The sequence below is a fragment of the Corticimicrobacter sp. genome (assembly GCF_040137905.1).
Taxonomy (GTDB): domain Bacteria; phylum Pseudomonadota; class Gammaproteobacteria; order Burkholderiales; family Burkholderiaceae_B; genus Corticimicrobacter.
On record NZ_JBEFDG010000030.1, the window covers coordinates 37,702 to 55,155 of the forward strand.

Annotated in this window: 16 protein-coding genes; 10 read left to right on the plus strand and 6 right to left on the minus strand. The window is 62.7% G+C overall.

The features are described 5' to 3' along the window. Nucleotides 1-263: 263 nt before the first annotated feature. From smc to ligA, 3 genes are all read left to right on the plus strand, one after another. Nucleotides 264-3,788 carry a chromosome segregation protein SMC gene (gene smc, locus ABN482_RS04675; RefSeq protein ID WP_349502892.1) on the plus strand — a complete coding sequence of 1,175 codons (3,525 nt, stop codon included), beginning with the start codon at nucleotides 264-266 and terminating at the stop codon, nucleotides 3,786-3,788. 101 nt (nucleotides 3,789-3,889) lie between these two features. After that, nucleotides 3,890-4,951 (plus strand): cell division protein ZipA C-terminal FtsZ-binding domain-containing protein, encoded by a 1,062-nt coding sequence (locus ABN482_RS04680; protein WP_349502893.1) that lies wholly within the window; start codon nucleotides 3,890-3,892, stop codon nucleotides 4,949-4,951. 60 nt (nucleotides 4,952-5,011) lie between these two features. Next, nucleotides 5,012-7,102: an NAD-dependent DNA ligase LigA gene (gene ligA / locus ABN482_RS04685; protein WP_349502982.1), complete on the plus strand. Its 2,091-nt coding sequence runs from the start codon at nucleotides 5,012-5,014 to the stop codon at nucleotides 7,100-7,102. Here the strand turns inward: ligA and ABN482_RS04690 are convergent. The 6 genes from ABN482_RS04690 to msrB form a co-directional block, all read right to left on the minus strand. Beyond that, nucleotides 7,099-7,440: a HipA N-terminal domain-containing protein gene (locus ABN482_RS04690; RefSeq protein ID WP_349502983.1), complete on the minus strand. Its 342-nt coding sequence runs from the start codon at nucleotides 7,438-7,440 to the stop codon at nucleotides 7,099-7,101. The two genes, ligA and ABN482_RS04690, sit on opposite strands and share 4 nt — an antisense overlap. Before the next feature lie 32 nt (nucleotides 7,441-7,472). Further along, a complete protein-coding gene (locus ABN482_RS04695) occupies nucleotides 7,473-8,183 on the minus strand; it encodes an ABC transporter ATP-binding protein (protein WP_143858031.1) in 711 nt (236 codons plus the stop codon). Between the two features lie 204 nt (nucleotides 8,184-8,387). Continuing rightward, complete coding sequence (locus ABN482_RS04700; protein WP_349502894.1) at nucleotides 8,388-9,164, minus strand: peptidylprolyl isomerase; 777 nt, start codon at nucleotides 9,162-9,164, stop codon at nucleotides 8,388-8,390. An 18-nt stretch (nucleotides 9,165-9,182) separates the two neighbouring features. Next, entirely contained in the window at nucleotides 9,183-9,473 is a 291-nt protein-coding gene (locus ABN482_RS04705) for a BolA family protein (RefSeq protein WP_349502895.1), read from the minus strand. Nucleotide 9,474: 1 nt separating this feature from the next. After that, on the minus strand, nucleotides 9,475-10,074 hold the full coding sequence (locus tag ABN482_RS04710; protein ID WP_349502896.1) for a septation protein A: 600 nt from the start codon (nucleotides 10,072-10,074) through the stop codon (nucleotides 9,475-9,477). Beyond that, on the minus strand, nucleotides 10,071-10,466 hold the full coding sequence (gene msrB, locus ABN482_RS04715) for a peptide-methionine (R)-S-oxide reductase MsrB (protein WP_109061003.1): 396 nt from the start codon (nucleotides 10,464-10,466) through the stop codon (nucleotides 10,071-10,073). The genes ABN482_RS04710 and msrB overlap by 4 nt, the downstream gene beginning before the upstream one ends. A 60-nt stretch (nucleotides 10,467-10,526) precedes the next feature. Here msrB and ABN482_RS04720 point away from each other — a divergent pair, with 60 nt between their 5' ends. The 7 genes from ABN482_RS04720 to ABN482_RS04750 all read left to right on the plus strand — a co-directional run bounded on the left by ABN482_RS04720 (nucleotide 10,527) and on the right by ABN482_RS04750 (nucleotide 17,454). Beyond that, nucleotides 10,527-11,225, plus strand: a complete 699-nt coding sequence (locus ABN482_RS04720) for an energy-coupling factor ABC transporter ATP-binding protein (protein ID WP_349502897.1) — start codon at nucleotides 10,527-10,529, stop codon at nucleotides 11,223-11,225. Further along, a complete protein-coding gene (locus ABN482_RS04725) occupies nucleotides 11,219-11,809 on the plus strand; it encodes an energy-coupling factor transporter transmembrane component T family protein (protein ID WP_349502898.1) in 591 nt (196 codons plus the stop codon). Before ABN482_RS04720 ends, ABN482_RS04725 begins: the two co-directional genes overlap by 7 nt. Nucleotides 11,810-11,881: 72 nt before the next feature. Beyond that, entirely contained in the window at nucleotides 11,882-12,445 is a 564-nt protein-coding gene (locus ABN482_RS04730; protein WP_349502899.1) for a biotin transporter BioY, read from the plus strand. A gap of 88 nt (nucleotides 12,446-12,533) precedes the next feature. Next, complete coding sequence (locus ABN482_RS04735; RefSeq protein ID WP_239990013.1) at nucleotides 12,534-13,673, plus strand: ABC transporter substrate-binding protein; 1,140 nt, start codon at nucleotides 12,534-12,536, stop codon at nucleotides 13,671-13,673. Between the two features lie 131 nt (nucleotides 13,674-13,804). After that, nucleotides 13,805-14,845: a branched-chain amino acid ABC transporter permease gene (locus ABN482_RS04740; RefSeq protein WP_349502900.1), complete on the plus strand. Its 1,041-nt coding sequence runs from the start codon at nucleotides 13,805-13,807 to the stop codon at nucleotides 14,843-14,845. A 6-nt stretch (nucleotides 14,846-14,851) separates the two neighbouring features. Further along, nucleotides 14,852-16,675 carry a branched-chain amino acid ABC transporter ATP-binding protein/permease gene (locus ABN482_RS04745; protein ID WP_349502901.1) on the plus strand — a complete coding sequence of 608 codons (1,824 nt, stop codon included), beginning with the start codon at nucleotides 14,852-14,854 and terminating at the stop codon, nucleotides 16,673-16,675. Further along, nucleotides 16,672-17,454: an ABC transporter ATP-binding protein gene (locus tag ABN482_RS04750; protein WP_349502902.1), complete on the plus strand. Its 783-nt coding sequence runs from the start codon at nucleotides 16,672-16,674 to the stop codon at nucleotides 17,452-17,454. Before ABN482_RS04745 ends, ABN482_RS04750 begins: the two co-directional genes overlap by 4 nt.

Consider the following 17,454-nt stretch of genomic DNA (forward strand, 5'->3'; position numbering starts at 1 on the left):
ATCCCGGTTGGCGTGACTGAACGCAAATACGCCCGGCCGACAGGTAAGAAAATGTGCGGTCTGCAATAAAATTGACCGGCAGTATAGCCGGTCTAAGGTGCATCGATCTTCATTTTGCAATGATCGAACCACGTATAGCCGGCTTGGCTTCGTGCATGCTGTGCGTGCCACTTGCCTTGAGAGCGCCCAAGGCTGGGTGACACGCCTTTCCGGCACGATGCCTGCGGTATCATAGCCACTGATTATTTATCCGTTCAAGAATTGTGCGCCTGACCCAGATCAAACTCGCAGGATTCAAGTCCTTTGTCGACCCGACGGTGATTCCGGTGCCCAGCCAGTTGGTGGGCGTGGTGGGCCCCAATGGCTGCGGCAAGTCCAACATCATCGACGCGGTGCGCTGGGTGCTGGGCGAAAGCAAGGCTTCCGAACTGCGTGGCGAGTCCATGCAGGATGTGATCTTCAATGGGTCGGGGGGGCGCAAGCCGGCAGCCCGTGCGTCGGTCGAGTTGGTGTTCGACAACGCCGAGGGGCGCGCCGTCGGGCAATGGAGCGTCTACGCCGAAATCGCCGTGCGACGCGTGCTGACGCGTGACGGTACCAGCAGCTATTTCATCAACAACCAGCAGGTCCGTCGTCGCGACATTCATGACCTCTTCCTTGGAACGGGGCTGGGTGCGCGCGGTTATGCCATCATCGGTCAGGGCATGATTGCCCGCCTGATCGAGGCGCGACCCGAAGAACTGCGTGTCTATCTCGAAGAGGCAGCGGGTGTTTCCCGCTACAAGGAACGTCGTCGCGAGACAGAGAACAGGCTGGGCGATACCCGTGAAAACCTGGTGCGGGTCGAAGATATCCTGCGCGAGCTTGATACCCAGTTGGCCAAGCTGGAACGCCAGGCCGAGGTGGCCCGGCAATATCGCGACCTGCAGGCCGAGGGTGAAAAGAAGCAGCACATGCTGTGGCTGCTCAAGGAGCGTGCCGCCGTCGAGGAAAAGCGGCGTTTCGCACGCGAAATCGAGCAGACCCAGACCGAACTGGAAGGGGCCATTGCCCGGATGCGTACCGGCGAGGCTGATCTCGAACAGCGCCGGCAGGCACATTATGCCGCCGGCGATGCCGTGCATGCTGCCCAGGGTGTGCTCTATGAAGCCAATGCGCTGGTCGGACGGCTTGAGTCCGATATCCGGCATCTGGTGGATTCCCGCGCCCGGCTGGAAAATCGCTGTGTGCAACTGCGCGCGCAACAGGCCGAATGGGAGCAGCAGCAGGCCCATTGTGGCGAACAGATCGAGGTGATGGAAACGGAACTCGAGATCAGTGCCGCCAAGGTCGAAGAGGCCCGCCTGCAGGCGGATCTGGCCCAGGGCAATCTGCCTGAAATCGAGCAGCAGGTACGCCAGGCAGCCCAGCAGCGCGAACAGATGCGCAGCGAATTGGCTCGTGTAGAACAGCATCTGGCGCTGGCTGCGCAGACGCAGCGTGATGCCAGCCGCCAATTGCAGGTACTGGAAACCCGCCAGGAAAGGTTGAAGCAGGAATACGCCTCACTGGAGCAGCCGGATACCGACCGTCTGGCGCAATTGACGGGTGATCTCAAGGCCGCAGAAGAAGGATTGCAGCAGGCGCAGCTCGAGCAGGTGCGCCTGGAAGAACAGGGGCCGCAGGCTGATCAGATCCGTCGCGAGTCACAGTCGGCGGTACAGCAGGAGGCCGGGCGTCTGGCGCAGCTTGATGCACGGCTGGAAGCGCTGCGCAAGTTGCAGGAGGATGTCCAGAAGCAAGGTGCCCTGGAGCCCTGGATCGCACGGCATGAGCTTGGACAGCTGGCCCGCCTGTGGCAGAAGCTGACCGTGGATGCCGGATGGGAAGCGGCCTTCGAGGCGATCCTGCGCGAACGCATGACCGCGCTGGAGGTCAGCAATCTGGACTGGACCCAGGCCTTCGCCGCCGATGCGCCGCCGGCACGGCTGGCTTTCTATCAGCAGGCTGCGCCTGCTGCCGTGACACCAGTGGCTTTGCCGGGGGTGACTCCGCTGCTGGAGCGCCTGCGCACCGGGGATCCTGCACTGCGTACATTGCTGGCCGGCTGGTTGGGGCACGCCTATATTGCCGAGGATCTGGGGCAGGCTCTCAAGTTGCGCGACCAGATGCCTGCCGGCACGGTCCTGGTTGTACGCGACGGGCATCTGGTCGATGCCCATAGCGTGCGTTTCTATGCGCCAGACTCCGAGCAGGCCGGCATGTTGGCCCGTCAGCAGGAAATCGAAAACCTGCAACGCGAGATCCGCGCGCAGCAATTGATTGCCGACCAGGCCCGCACGACGGCAGCCCGCGCCGAGGCTGAGTGGCAGCGACTGAGTCAGGCCATGGGGCCGGCTCGTCAACGGGTGGGCGAGATGACCCGGCGCGTGCATGATATTCAGCTGGAGCATTCACGTCTGCAGCAGCAGGCCCGGCAATCAGGGGAACGTGCCACCCGTTTGCGAGAGGACATGGCTGAAGTTCAGGCCCAGCAGGAAGAACTGCGTGCCACGGGAGAGGAAGCCCAGATGCGCTTCGAAGCGCTGGACGAGCAACTGGCCGTACAGCAGGAAGCATTTGCCGAGGCGGAGATGGAAGGTGAGCGTATCTCGGCCAGCGCAGAACAGGCGCGGGAACGCCTGCGCGAGCGCGAGCGCATGGCGCATGAGGCAGAGTTTGCCGACAAGGGACTGCAGCATCGGCTGGGCGAGATCCGGCGCAACCTGCAACTGGCCGAGGAACAGTTGCGCCGCACCCAGGCCGAGTTGACACAGCAGCAGCAGGAGTTGCTGACGCTGGAAGGTGATACGGCGCGGGAGGGCTTGCAGGAAGCGTTGGAGCGCCGTGCCGAGGCCGAGGAAAAACTGGCCCTGGCCCGCCAGCAACTCGATACCCTCGCAACCCGGTTGCGTGAGGCTGACGAAGAGCGTGTACGCCAGGAGCATGTGCTGGAGCCCTTGCGTGCGCGCATTACCGAGCTGCAATTGCAGGAGCAGGCGGCGCGGCTGGCCCAGGAACAGTTCGCCGAGCAGCTCGATGCCCGCCAGGCCGATCGCGACAAACTGGGCGAAGAGCTCGCTGGGCTGTCTGCCGACTGGCAGCGCCCCGAATGGCTGCAGGCCGAAGTGCAACGGATTGCCCGGCGCATCGAGGCCCTGGGTTCGGTCAACCTGGCGGCGCTCGAGGAGTTGCGTACTGCGCAGGAGCGCAAGGACTTTCTCGACAGCCAGTATGCCGACCTGCAACTGGCCATCGAAACGCTGGAAGATGCAATCCGCAAGATCGACCGTGAAACACGACAGTTGCTGCAGGAAACCTTCAACACCGTCAATCAGCACTTCGGTGAACTCTTTCCGGTGCTGTTCGGTGGTGGCGAGGCACGCCTGACCATGACCGGCGACGAAATCCTGGATGCCGGTGTACAGGTCATGGCCCAGCCGCCAGGCAAGCGCAACAGCACTATTCATCTGCTGTCCGGTGGTGAGAAGGCGCTGACCGCCACAGCGCTGGTGTTTGCGCTCTTCAAGCTCAATCCGGCACCTTTCTGCCTGCTGGACGAGGTGGATGCGCCGCTGGATGATGCCAATACCGAGCGCTATGCCAAGCTGGTCAGTGGCATGAGCGGCCAGACGCAATTCCTGTTCATCTCGCATAACAAGATTGCCATGCAGATTGCTCAGCAACTGATCGGCGTCACCATGCAGGAGCAGGGGGTTTCGCGGATTGTGGCGGTCGATATGGAGGCGGCCTTACAATGGACCGCCTGATTGCGTCATAATGCGCAATGGATTCGGACATTTAGCGTTCCAGACAAGAAATATGCAGAAAAAACCGGTCAGGATGCCGGGTTTGCCAGGAGCACATGGAAATGAGTGATTTACAGATTGGGCTGATCGTCCTGGGCCTGTTGTTCGTGGCCGGCGTGCTGGCCTTCAACTGGTGGCAGGACCGACGTGCCCGTGCCCGCATGCAGGTGCCCTTCCCGGAAGGGAGCACCGACCCGCTGATGGCCGAGGAAGCGCCCGCTCGTCCGGCATCCGCAAAGGAAGCCGGACGACGCGAACCTGGCCTGCACGAGGATGAGGAGGCAGCGGCACCACGCGCGCGCGAAGAGCGCAAGGAAGAGTCCGATGAGCCAGACCCAACCTGTGAGGTCGTGATCGAGCTGCATTTTCCCGAACCGGTGGTCGGCAAGGAACTGGCGCTCGAACTGGAACGCCTCAAGGAGGCCAGCACCAAATCCTATCGGGTTTTTGCGCGGACCTTCGATCAGGCCCATCGTGTCGGGCTGCGCGGGCATGAGTCCTATGGACTGGTGCAGGTGGCCGTTCTCATGGTCAACCGCAATGGCCCGCTGACCGATATCGAATGGTCGCAGATATGGCTCTGCCTGCAGGAAATCGCCGAAAAATTCGATGCCACGATGGATGGCCCGGAGCAGAAGAAGGTCGTCGAGAAGGCCGCCAGCCTCGACGAGACCTGCGCCGCGCTGGATATGCAGCTTGGCGTGGCGGTCGTGCTCGAACCACCCAAGAAATCACAGGATGTCATGTTCGTGGCGCGCAGTTGCGGCTTCGTGCAGACGGGTAATGTATTGCACCTGCCTACGCGTGGGCGCAAGCCGCCGCATGTCACGCTGGTTATCCAGGGGCTGGATAACCCGGCCAAGTCCGATGTGCCGATCAGCCGCCTGGATATGTTGCTGGATGTGCCGCGCAGCGAGCCCCAGGAGCGTCCGTTCGGCAAGATGCTGGAAACGGCCGTGCGACTGGCCCAGAAGCTCGAGGCGCAACTGATCGACGACCAGGGGCGACCCATCGAGCCGGGTTGCGAGGAAGCCATCGATCAGCAGGTGCGCGAGCTGTACCAGAAAATGCAGGCTTCGGGTCTGCCGGCCGGCCATCCGCGTACCTTGCGGGTTTTTTCCTGATCGGCGGCTGCAACCACGATGTCCATGGAGCAGAAGGCGCAGGGCGCGCAGGCATCCGACATGTCCGGCGCGAGTACCAAACCCGTTGATGCGGCCAGTGAGGTTACGGCCTTGCGTGCCGAGATCGGGCGGCATGATTACCAGTACCATACGCTCGATGATCCGTTGATTGCCGACGCCGATTATGATCGGCTGATGCAGCGTCTGCGTGATCTCGAGGGCGCGCATCCCGAGCTGATCGTGCCCGATTCGCCTACGCAGCGTGTGGGGGCTGCACCGCTGGATGGTTTTGCCAGCGTCGAACATCGGCTGCCCATGCTGTCGCTCAACAATGCCTTCAGCGAAGAAGACGTTGCCGCATTCGACAAGCGCATGAGCGATACGGTGCGCGAGGCCGGCAAGTTGCCGGAAAATGGCCTGCTGGACTATTTCTGCGAGCAGAAGCTCGATGGCCTGGCGGTCAGTCTGCGCTACGAGCGGGGGCTGCTGGTGCAGGCCGCAACGCGCGGAGACGGCCAGACAGGCGAGGACATCACGCATAATATTCGCACCATCAAGGTAATCCCGCTACGCCTGCAGGGCGATGCCGGCAAGGTGCCGGATGTGCTGGAAGTTCGCGGTGAGGTGCTGATGTTCCGCAAGGATTTTGAGCGGCTCAATGCCGATCAGGCAACGCGGCGTGAAAAACAGTTCGTCAATCCACGCAATGCGGCCGCCGGCAGTCTGCGGCAGCTCGACCCAAAGATCACGGAGCAGCGCCGTCTGCGCTTCTTTGCCTATGGCTGGGGCGAGGTATTGCCCGAAAGCGCCTTGCCAGTCACGCATGCAGGGGTACTCGACTGGCTGCATGACCTGGGTTTGCCGGTCAACCGGCTGCGCAACCGTCTGGTACAGGGCCTGCCTGGCCTGCTGACCTATTATGCCGAGACGGGACAGGCACGCACGACCTTGCCCTACGATATCGACGGTGTGGTCTACAAGGTCAATGATCTGGCCTTGCAGCGTATGCTGGGCTATGTGGCGCGTGCGCCGCGCTTTGCCCTGGCACACAAGTTTCCAGCCGAGGAGGCGACGACCGAACTGCTGGGCATCGAGGTCCAGGTGGGGCGTACTGGTGCCCTGACGCCTGTGGCCCGGCTCAAGCCGGTGTTCGTGGGTGGGGTGACTGTCACCAACGCTACGCTGCACAACGAAGATGAAATCCTGCGCAAGGATGTGCGCATCGGCGATACCGTCATCGTCCGTCGCGCCGGCGATGTCATTCCCGAGGTCGTGGCCCCTGTTCTGGCGCTGCGCCCGGAGACTGCTGCGGCCTGGCGCATGAGCGAGGCATGTCCGGTCTGCCCGGTGTGTGGTTCGGCCATCGAGCGGCTCGAAGGCGAGGCCATTGCGCGTTGTACCGGCGGTCTGATCTGCGGTGCGCAGCGCAAGCAGATGCTCTGGCATGCGGCCAGCCGCAAGGCACTCAATATTGATGGGCTGGGCGACAAGCTGGTAGAGCAACTGGTCGATGAAGGCCGGGTCCACAGCCTGGTCGATCTGTTCACGCTCAAGGCCGAGGAACTGGCCGCTTATGAGCGCATGGGCCGCAAGTCGGCCACCAATCTCGTCGAGGCCATCGAAGCCGCGCGCAAGCCGGTACTGAGCCGTCTGCTGTTTGCGCTGGGTATCCGCCATGTGGGCGAGACGACGGCCCGTGATCTGGCGCAGGCTTTCGGCCCGGCGGCCGGGCGCACGCCCGAGGCGGCCATCCAGGCCATCATGGCGGCCAGCGAAGAGGACCTGACCCGGGTGCCGGATGTCGGCCCGGTGGTGGCGGCTTCGATTCGCCACTTCTTTGCCGAGCCGCACAATCGTGAGGTGATTGCCGGCCTGATGTCGGCCGGTGTCGAGCCGCAGCTTGACGAGGCACCCGCCAGTCTGGGTCTGGCCGGCAAGACATTCGTGCTGACCGGCACGCTGCCGGTCTGGTCGCGGGAAGAGGCGGCACGTCATATCGTGGCAGCAGGGGGCAAGGTCAGCGGCTCGGTATCGCGCAAGACCAGCTATGTGGTGGCGGGCGAAGAGGCCGGCAGCAAGCTGGAAAAAGCCCGCGAGCTGGGTGTGCCCGTGCTGGATGAGGATGGATTGAAGGCGTTGCTGGGCGATTAATAGACCAGGGGCTTGCGACTCAAAGTGCAACGATGGGCAAAGTGCGCAGGTGACCCTCGATGGCTTCGCGCACTTCGCGACTCATGGGCAGGTATGCTTTTTCCTTGGCCCAGCGCCTGAAGCAACAAGAACTCCCTGTCTGGATGGATACCTGTTTTTTCTGCAAGATATCTTCTCAGGTGCCCTTCGGGCAACAAGTTGGAAAAAAATGGCATCAGCCGGCTGCGATAAGCCCTGACGTCGGTCAGCAACTCACCGAAGCTATCCTTGAAGCCCAGGCTGAGCGTGGGGCGTTTCGGAGTCTGGACGTAGGCTGTTCTGGAAAATTGTGTTGTCAGTCAGTACGAGATTGTCCGTCGGAGCGATCGCTTCAAACTCCCATCACGCGCTCGAGCGCATGGCGATTCTGCTGCACCCCAGAGGCCGCTACGCAGTCGGTGATGACACCATGTTCCATCAGATAGAAGAAATCCGAGACGGGTTCGACGAAGTCGAAGTTCTGCTCGGCCAGCAAGATGGTATAGCCACGCGCCTTGAGTTCGTGCAGCATGCGCCCCAGGGTCTCGACGATGACGGGGGCCAGCCCTTCGGAGATTTCGTCCAGCAGCAGCAGGTGAGCACCTGTGCGCAGGATGCGGGCGATGGCCAGCATCTGCTGTTCGCCGCCTGACAGGCGATTGCCCGGTGTGTCGCGCCGGGCCGCCAGGTTGGGAAACAGGGAATAGATTTCGGCCAGGGACATGCTGCCACCCGCCACCTGGTCGACTGCGGGTGGCAACAGAAGGTTTTCCTCGCAGGTCAGGCTGCCGAAAATGCCGCGTTCTTCGGGGCAGTAGCCGACGCCCATGTGGGCGATCTTGTAGGTAGGCAACTGGATGATTTCACGTCCATGGATGCGGACCGATCCGCTGCGCCGACTGGTCATGCCCAGGATGGCGCGCAAGGTGGTGGAGCGTCCGGCACCGTTGCGTCCAAGCAACGTCACGACGGAGCCGGTGGGTACGTTGAACGACACATCGCGCAGGATGTGGGTAGCGCCGTACCAGGCATTGAGCGCATTGATCTCGAGGGCGGGACTCACGCCGAGGGTCCTTGTGGTTGGGGTGGCATGCTGGATGCGATTGTTCGATGCACTGCAACATCATTATGGGGGATGCTGCAGCGATAGATCATTATGGATTTCCCCCATGTTCAGATAAAAAAACCACGCGCACCTTGATGGTGCGCGTGGTGGGTAATTTTGTCCTGGCTGCCGCTGATGCAGGCAACCAGATTGCTGTCGGCCTTACTGAATACGGGCCTTTTCGCGCAGTTCCTGCTGATAGGCGCTCAGTTGCTGCTGGCGCAGCATTTCCTCGATCTGGGGCTTGACCTGCTCCAGGGCGGGGAATTCGATGGGGCGGGTATCTTCGACCTGGATCACGTGCCAGCCGAACTGGGTCTGGACCGGCTTGTCGGCCAGATCGCCTTTCTTCAGGGATGTGACTGCGTCGGCAAACGGCTGGACGTAGTTGCTGGCTGCAGACCAGCCCAGTTCGCCACCACGTTCGGCGCTGCCGGGGTCTTTGGAGTGTTCCTTGGCCAGATCGGCAAACTTGGAGCCATCGCGCTTGATCTGGGCCAGGATGTCCTGGGCAGTTTTCTCGTCCTCGACCAGAATATGGCGCACCTGGTATTCGGAACGGTCGCCCTGGGCCTGCTTGACCTTGTCGTATTCGGCCTGGATCTTTTCGTCGCTGATGGCGTGCTTTTCGAGATAGTCGCTCATGAGCGCACGGACCAGGATACCCTGGCGTGCCAGCTCGAGCTCGGTCTCGACATCGGCGCTCTTGTTCAGGCCAGCCTTTTCGGCTTCCTGGACAAAGACCAGGCGGTTGATCATTTCGTCCTTGACCTGGTTGCGCAACTCGGGAGAATCGGCTGCGCCCTGGCTGACCAGCAGCGAGATGAACTGGTCGAAACTTTTCTGGGTGATGGGCTTGCCGTTGACCGTGGCGACGTTCTGGGCGTAGGCGGGCACTGCGATGGCGCAGGCGGCAGCCATAAGGGCGATGCGTTTCATAGGTATGGGATGTCCTAGTTAAGGTACCTGGGTTTCCAGAACCAGCGCGTGAATCGGAAAGGGAATCAGATCCTGCAGCGCATCATACACCAGACGCTGGCGGGCTACGCGGCTCAGACCGTCAAAGCGCGGGCTGGTGATGCGCAGCCGAAAGTGGCTGGCACCGCCGCGACTGCCGGCATGGCCGGCGTGCTGGTGTGACTGGTCCTCGATCTCGAGGTCGGTAGGTTGCAGGATGACCAGCCGGTCGCGCAGCAGGGCGGCGCGTTCGGCAGAAACATCAGGAGAGAGCGGTGAAGGTTGTGTCATGTCAGTCATCCTTGCTGTCAGACCGGGGATTGCTGCCGGAGTTCCCCGCCTCGGCATTCTGCCCGGCGGGAGTCATGTGGCGTGCCAGCCAGAGGGACTGGATGATCACAAAGATGATCAGCAGCACGGTCAGGCCGAATACCTTGAAGTTGACCCACTGGGATTCGGTGAATCGGCCGGAGAAGGCGACGTACAGGTTGAGCGCGCCCGCGATCAGGAAGAATACGGCCCAGCTCAGGTTGAACCGGCTCCAGGCAGGCGCTGGCATGTCGACCTTGGCACCCAGCATCTTCTGCATGAGGTTGCGACCGAACAGCAATTGCGCCCCCAGCAGGATGGCACCGAACAGCCAGTACAGCACGGTGGGCTTCCAGCGGATGAAGGCGTCGTCGTGCAGGATCAGGGTGGCACCGCCGAAGAAGACAATGACGCCCAGGTTGATCCAGTGGGTAGCCTCGATCGGCAGGCTGCGCAGCTTGAGCCAGGCGATCTGCAGCACGGCGGCTGCCATGGCCACGCCGGTGGCAGTGTAGATATCGGCAAACCGGTAGGCGACAAAGAACAGGATCAGCGGAAACAGGTCGAACAGGAATTTTTTCATCGTATGGGTTCGAAGGTCAGGGCCAGTGAGTTGATGCAGTAGCGCAGCCCGGTGGGTGGCGGACCGTCGGGAAAGACATGGCCGAGGTGGGCGTCACACACGTTGCATAGTACTTCGGTCCGGATCATGCCGTGCGAGGTGTCGCGCTCCTCGCGCACATTGGCCGGGTCGATGGCTTCGAAATAGCTGGGCCAGCCACAGCCGGCATCGAATTTGGTGTCGGAGGCAAACAGCGCCGTGCCACAGCAGACACACCGGTAGATGCCGGTGGCCGTCGTGTTCAGGTAGCGGCCCGAGAATGGACGTTCGGTGGCTTTGCGGCGGGTGACGGCATATTCGTCGGGGTCGAGGCGGGCGCGCCATTCTTCATCCGGGAGAGTGAGCTTTTCCATATGAGTGATCCGTTGCTGGCAGGGCGTGAGCGGGATGGGTTGATGGCATAATTCTGCCTCATGTTGATCGAGTTTGAACAGGCCGGTGTCGAAGCGGCCGGAAGGCCCATCCTGCAGCAGATCTCGCTGCGGCTGGCCGAGTCGCGCGTAGGCGTGGTCGGACTCAATGGGGCCGGCAAGAGTACGCTGGCTCGCCTGGTCAATGGATTGGTGCTGCCGACGACGGGTTCGGTGCGGGTCGATGGGCTCGATACCCGCAGCCAGGCAGGTGCCGTGCGCCGCAGGGTTGGTTTCATGTTCCAGAATCCAGCCGACCAGATCGTGTTTCCCATCGTGCGCGAAGATATGGCTTTCGGCCTGCAGCGGCTGGGGCTGACGCGTGCCGAACAGGCGCAGCGCATTGATGCACAGCTTGCGGCACTGGGGCTGTCTGCACTGGCCGAACGACCTGCGCATGCGCTCTCGGGTGGCGAGCAGCAGATGGCTGCCCTGGCGGCCGTGCTGGTCTGCGCGCCCGAGGCCATTGTGTTTGATGAGCCGACCAATCAACTCGACTTGCTCAACAGGGAACGGCTGCGTGCGGTATTGAAGACACTGCCGCAGCAATTGCTGGTGCTGACCCATGACTTGCCGCTGCTGGATGATTTCGACCGGGTGCTGGTGATGGAGCACGGCAAGGTGGTGGCCGATGATGCGCCGGCAGCGGCACTGGACTGGTATCGTCGCCGCTGTGCGACGCTGGGTGGTGCGCCATGCTGATCGAATATCACGTCGGACGTGATGCCGTCCTGCAGCGCTTGCCGGCGGGCCTCAAGCTGCTGGTGATGTGCGCGGCGGGGGCCGGGCTTTTCTTCGTGACGGCACTGCCCTGGCTGGCGGCTGCCGTGTTGCTGGCCTGGGGGCTAGCCTGCTGGGCAGCCGGTCATCTGCGGTTTCTGTGGCGGCCCCTGTGGCGCATGTTGCCGGTGATCGTTCTGCTGGGGCTTTTTACCGGCTGGGCCCAGGGGCCGATGGCCGGTTGGGCCGCCTCGCTGCGGATACTGGCCCTGTTCGGGCTGGGGCTGGCACTGATGCTGTCTACGCGCAGCGGGGATCTGCTGGTCACGCTCGAGCGCGCCCTGATGCCGCTGCAGCGACTGCGGCTGCTCGATGCCTCGCGTGTGGCGTTGGCCTGTGCTCTGGTATTGCGTTTCGTGCCGGAGATTGCCCGTGCCTGGCAGGAAATAGGAGAGGCTCAGGCAGCAAGGGGCGGCGGCAATGTGCTGCAGCGCATCGAACCGCTGCTGGCCCGCATGCTGCGGCAGGCCGAGGCGATTGCTCAGGCTGTGGATGCGCGGCGCTGAAATGTGGCAGGCGAGTGTGATGAGCAGAGTTTCTGAAAATCCGGATATGACAAATAGACAAAGGAGTCTTCCATGAAAACGCGCGATATCGTTCTGGTTGCCCTGTTTGCCGCGCTGTGCGTGGTACTCAGCCTAGTGCCGCCGGTGCCCGTGCCATTGATCCCGGTGCCGGTGACCCTGCAGACACTGGGGATCATGCTGGCAGGGCTGATGCTCGGGCCCTGGCGTGGCCTGCTGGCCGTGACGCTGTATGTATTGCTGGCCGTGGTGGGCCTGCCGGTCCTGCCGGGTGGGCGTGGCGGCATGGGGGTCCTGATGGGGCCAACAGGAGGCTTTCTGCTGGGCATGCTGCCCGGTGCGCTCGTGACCGGCTGGCTGGCGCAACGTTTGCCTGCCTCCGGCGCGGCCTGGCGTGCGCTGGGTGGGCAGGCGGTCGCCAGCCTGCTGGGCGGCGTGGTGGTGGTCTATGCGCTGGGTGCGCCCTGGCTGGCGCTGGTAACCGGCATGGATCTGAGCAAGGCGATAGCAGCCGTGCTGGTCTTCATTCCGGGCGATATCGTCAAGTGCGTGCTGGCCGCGCTGGCTGCCGTGCGCGTGCGGCGGTTCTGGTCGGCTGATGCGGCGCACGGTATCTGAGCACATTTTGAATACAATACGCTGTTTGGCTTTTATAAGAGAGCTGTTTCATTTCCGGATCGGGAGAGCAAGAATGAGGGGACACAATATGGTTCGCACGATGCTGGCCACTGCGCTGGTACTCTGTGCAGGCTGGGCGCAGGCACAGGTCAAGGTAGGCGTGACGGTATCGAGTACCGGTCCGGCCGCATCGCTGGGCATTCCCGAGCGCAATACCGTGGCGTTGCTGCCGACCGAGATCGCCGGCCAGAAGATCGAGTACATCGTGCTGGACGACGCCACCGATACCACCCAGGCAGTCCGTAATGCCCGCAAGCTGATCTCCGAGGACAAGGTCGATGTGATCATCGGTACCACCGCCACGCCAGGTACGCTGGCGATGCTGGACGTGGTGGCCGAGGCCAAGGTGCCGCTCATCAGCGTGGCGGCCAATGCCCGTATCATCGAACCCATGGATGACAAGCGCCGCTGGGCTTTCAAGACGACACAGAACGATATTCTCATGGCCGAGGCGCTGGCAGAATCGATGGCGTCGAACAATGTCAAGACACTGGGCTTCATCGGTTTTTCCGATGCCTATGGCGATGGCTGGCTTGACGAGATGAAGCGCGCCGCCGAGGCCAAGGGCATCCGCATCGTGGCGACCGAACGCTATGCCCGTCCCGATACCAGCGTCACCGGTCAGGTGCTCAAGCTGATTGCTGCCCGTCCCGATGCCGTGCTGGTGGCCGGTGCCGGTACGCCTGCCGCATTGCCGCAGAAGGAACTCAAGGCACGCAACTATGGCGGCCTGATCTACCAGACCCACGGTGTGGCCAACAACGATTTCCTGCGCGTCGTCGGTGCCGATGGCGAAGGCACGCTGCTGCCGGTCGGCCCGTTGGTGGTTGCGGCGCAATTGCCTGATGATCACCCAGGCAAGGCGATTGCGCTGGAATACACCCAGGCCTATGAAAACATGTATGGTGCCGGTTCGGTATCGGCCTTCGGTGGTCATCTGTGGGATGCCGGCGTGCTGATCCAGGCTGCGTTGCCCGAGGCGCTCAAGGCTGGCGAGCCGGGTACCGAAGCCTTCCGCGTGGCGCTGCGCGATGCCATCGAAGGGTTGCAGGAAGTCGCTGGCGTGCATGGCGTCTTCAGCATGTCGCCGACCGATCATTCCGGACTCGACAATCGCGCTCGCGTCATGGCGAAGATCGAGAATGGCAAGTGGGTCTACCTGCCCTGATCGGCTGATACCGCACAGGCAACAGATATAAATTGGATTCCCGCGCCGCCCGCAGGGCGGCCGGGAAGACCGAACGAAAAGCCCGGGTCAGACTGCCGCAGGCAGCGCCCAGGGCTTCGACAGGAATTTGAATGGATGCAACCATCGCGCTGATCCTGCTGCAGGACGGGATCGTCAACGGCGCTATCTATGCCTTGCTGGGCCTGGCATTGGTCCTGATCTTCGCGGTTACGCGGGTCATCTTCATCCCCCAGGGCGAGTTTGTCGCATTTGGCGCATTGACACTGGCCATGCTGGTCAATGGCAGCGTGCCCGGTACGGTCTGGCTGCTGCTGATCGCAGGTGCCTGTGCCTTCCTGATGGAGCTGTTCAAGGCCTTTCGCCAGCGCCGGGCGACCGGACTGGCCTGGGCGGCGCTGCAATATCTGGTTCTGCCGGTGGCACTGTTTGCGCTTACGCACTGGCTGGCTGCCTACGATATCGGCCTGTGGGGCAAGGCGCTGCTGACGCTGGCGCTGGTGGTGCCGCTGGGACCCATGCTGTATCGCATTGTCTACCAGCCCCTGGTCGATGCGCCGGTGCTGGTGCTGCTGATCGTATCGGTGGCCGTGCACTTCGCCCTGACGGGTGTGGCGCTGGCTTTCTTCGGTGCCGAAGGCTGGCGTACACCCGCCTTCGTCGAAGGACAGGTCGATCTCGGCGCGGTCACCTGGTCGGCGCAAAGCCTGTTCGTGGTGCTGACCTGCGCAGCATTGATCGTGGCATTGTGGCTGTTTTTCGGGCGCACCATCTATGGCAAGGCCTTGCGAGCCACGGCGGTCAATCGTCGCGGGGCACGCCTGATGGGCATCAGTACCGTGATGTCGGGCCGGCTGACCTTTACCCTGGCGGCAGCCATCGGCGCGCTGTCGGGCATGCTGATCGCTCCGGTCACGACCATCTACTACGATACCGGTTTTCTGATCGGTCTCAAGGGCTTCGTCGGTGCCATCATCGGCGGCCTGGCGAGCTATCCGGTGGCCGCAGCCGGTGCCTTGCTGGTGGGCATTATCGAGGCCTTTGCTTCGTTCTGGGCCAGCGCCTACAAGGAAGTGATCGTCTTCACCCTGATCATTCCGGTGCTGCTGTGGCGTTCGCTGAGCAGCCCGCATATCGAAGAAGAAGAGGAGTGATCAGCCATGCGTAACCGTACCCTTTGTCGGGCGACGCTGTGCGCCTTCGTGCTGATCCTGGCACTATTGCCGCTGTCTGGCGCGACCCCGGAATTCTGGATTACCCAGCTCAACTATATCGGCCTGGCCAGCCTGGTGGTGGTGGGGCTGGTATTGCTGACCGGGGTGGGGGGCCTGACTTCGTTCGGGCAGGCAGCATTCGTCGGAATTGGTGCCTACACCACGGCCTGGCTGACCACCCAGGCAGGCTGGTCGCCGTGGCTGACCCTGCCGGCCGGGCTGGTCATCACAGCCGTGCTGGCGTGGATCATCGGCGTCATCACGCTGCGTCTGTCCGGGCATTATCTGCCGCTCAGCACGCTGGCCTGGTGCCTGTCGCTGTATTACCTGTTCGGCAATCTCGAATGGCTGGGCCGCAACGATGGCATTTCAGGCATCCAGCCGCTGTCCCTGTTCGGCTGGTCACTGGGCAGCGGTCGCAGCATCTATTACCTGATCTGGTTCTGCGTGCTGCTGTCGGTGTGGGCTACGCTCAATCTGCTGGGATCACGCCCGGGTCGTGCCATCCGCGCGCTGCGCGGCGGGGCCGGCATGGCCGAGGCCTTCGGTGTCAATACCGCTGCCTACAAGACGGTAATCTTCGTTTATGCCGCCATGCTGGCGTCGGTGTCCGGCTGGCTGTATGCGCACATGCAGCGTGCCGTCAGCCCCAGTCCGTTCGGCCTGAACTACGGCATTGAGTATCTCTTCATGGCCGTGGTGGGCGGGGCGGCGCATGTCTGGGGAGCCATCCTGGGGTCGGCCGTCATCCTGGGCCTGAAAGACCAGATCCAGAATATCGTGCCCAAACTGCTCGATACCAGCACCAATATCGAAATGATCGTCTTCGGTGTGCTGCTGGTGCTGATGTTGCAGTATGCAGCGCAGGGCCTGTGGCCGGGGCTGTCGGCATTCTGGCGGCGACTGTGGCGGGTGCGTGGCACGAGTTTGCCTGTTACGGCGACCGTGATCGATCCGGCGGCTGCCGAGCTGCCTTGTCGTATCCGCCCCGAGAAAGGCAGCCTGGTGCTGGAAGTCGACCATATCCGCAAGCAGTTTGGCGGGCTGGTGGCTGTCAATGACATCAGCTTCCGCGTGCGTGCCGGCGAGATCGTGGGCCTGATCGGCCCGAACGGTGCCGGCAAGAGCACGACTTTCAATCTGGTCAGCGGCATCCTGCCTCTGACTTCCGGTGAGGTACGCTTTCTGGGGCAGCGCATCAGCGGGCGTTCTGCACGCGAGATCGCGCAGACCGGCATGGGCCGTACTTTCCAGCACGTACAACTGCTGCCGGAGATGTCGGTGCTGGAAAACGTGGCGCTGGGTGCGCACCTCCGCAGTCACGTCAGTGTTCCCGCCGGGATTCTGCGTCTGGATCGTGCCCGCGAGGCGAGCCTGCTCAAGGAAGCCGCCCGCCAGCTTGAACGCGTTGGCTTGGGCGCTTATCTGCACGAACAGGCGGGCAATCTGGCCCTGGGCCAGCAGCGCCTGCTGGAGATCGCCCGTGCCCTGGCGGCAGATCCAGTCTTGTTGCTGCTCGATGAGCCGGCTGCCGGTTTGCGCTACCGTGAAAAGCAGGAACTGGCTGCAGTCCTGTCGCAATTGCGGGAGGAGGGCATGAGCATCCTGCTGGTCGAACATGATATGGATTTTGTGATGCGACTGACCAATCATCTGGTCGTGATGGATTTCGGCTCATGGCTGGCCGAGGGATCGCCCGAGGAAATCCAGCGCCATCCTGCCGTACTGGAAGCCTACCTGGGTGGTGTCGAAGAGGGAGACGAGGCATGAGCGAGCATTCTGTGGCCGACAATGGCCAGCGCCAGCCGCCGGTCCTGGCGGTGGCAGACTTGACTGTCCGTTATGGCAAGGTCCACGCCCTGACCGTGCCTGAGCTCAAGGTGGCACCTGGTGCCATCGTGACCGTGATCGGAGCCAACGGTGCAGGCAAATCCACCATGCTCAATGCCATCATGGGATCATTGCCGCGCAATGGGCGGGCCAATGGTTCCGTGCGCTATCAGGGCGACCAGATCGAGCACTGGGGGGTGGAACATCGGGTGGCGCAAGGCCTGGCGCTGGTGCCGGAAAAGCGCGAGCTGTTCGGCAGCATGAGTGTCGAGGACAACCTGCTGCTGGGCGGCTTTCGCCGCTACCGGGCAGGCGAGCGCCAGTGGCGCGACACCATGGACGAAATCTTCACCCTGTTTCCGCGCCTGAAGGAGCGTCGCCAGCAGATGGCGGGAACGCTCTCGGGTGGTGAGCGGCAGATGCTGGCGGTCGGGCGTGCCCTGATGTCCAAGCCCAGTGTGCTGATGCTCGACGAGCCCAGCCTGGGGCTGGCACCACGCATCGTGCGCGAGATTTTCCATATCATCGCCGGCCTGCGTGCGACCGGTGTAGCGACCCTGCTGGTCGAGCAGAACGCCCGCGCTGCATTGCAGGTCGCCGACTATGGCTACGTGCTGGAAGCGGGCGCGGTGTCACTCGAAGGCCCGGCCCACGAGCTCAGGGACAATCCGGCCGTGATCGAGAGCTATCTGGGCCTGGGCAAGCAGCGGGACGACTGA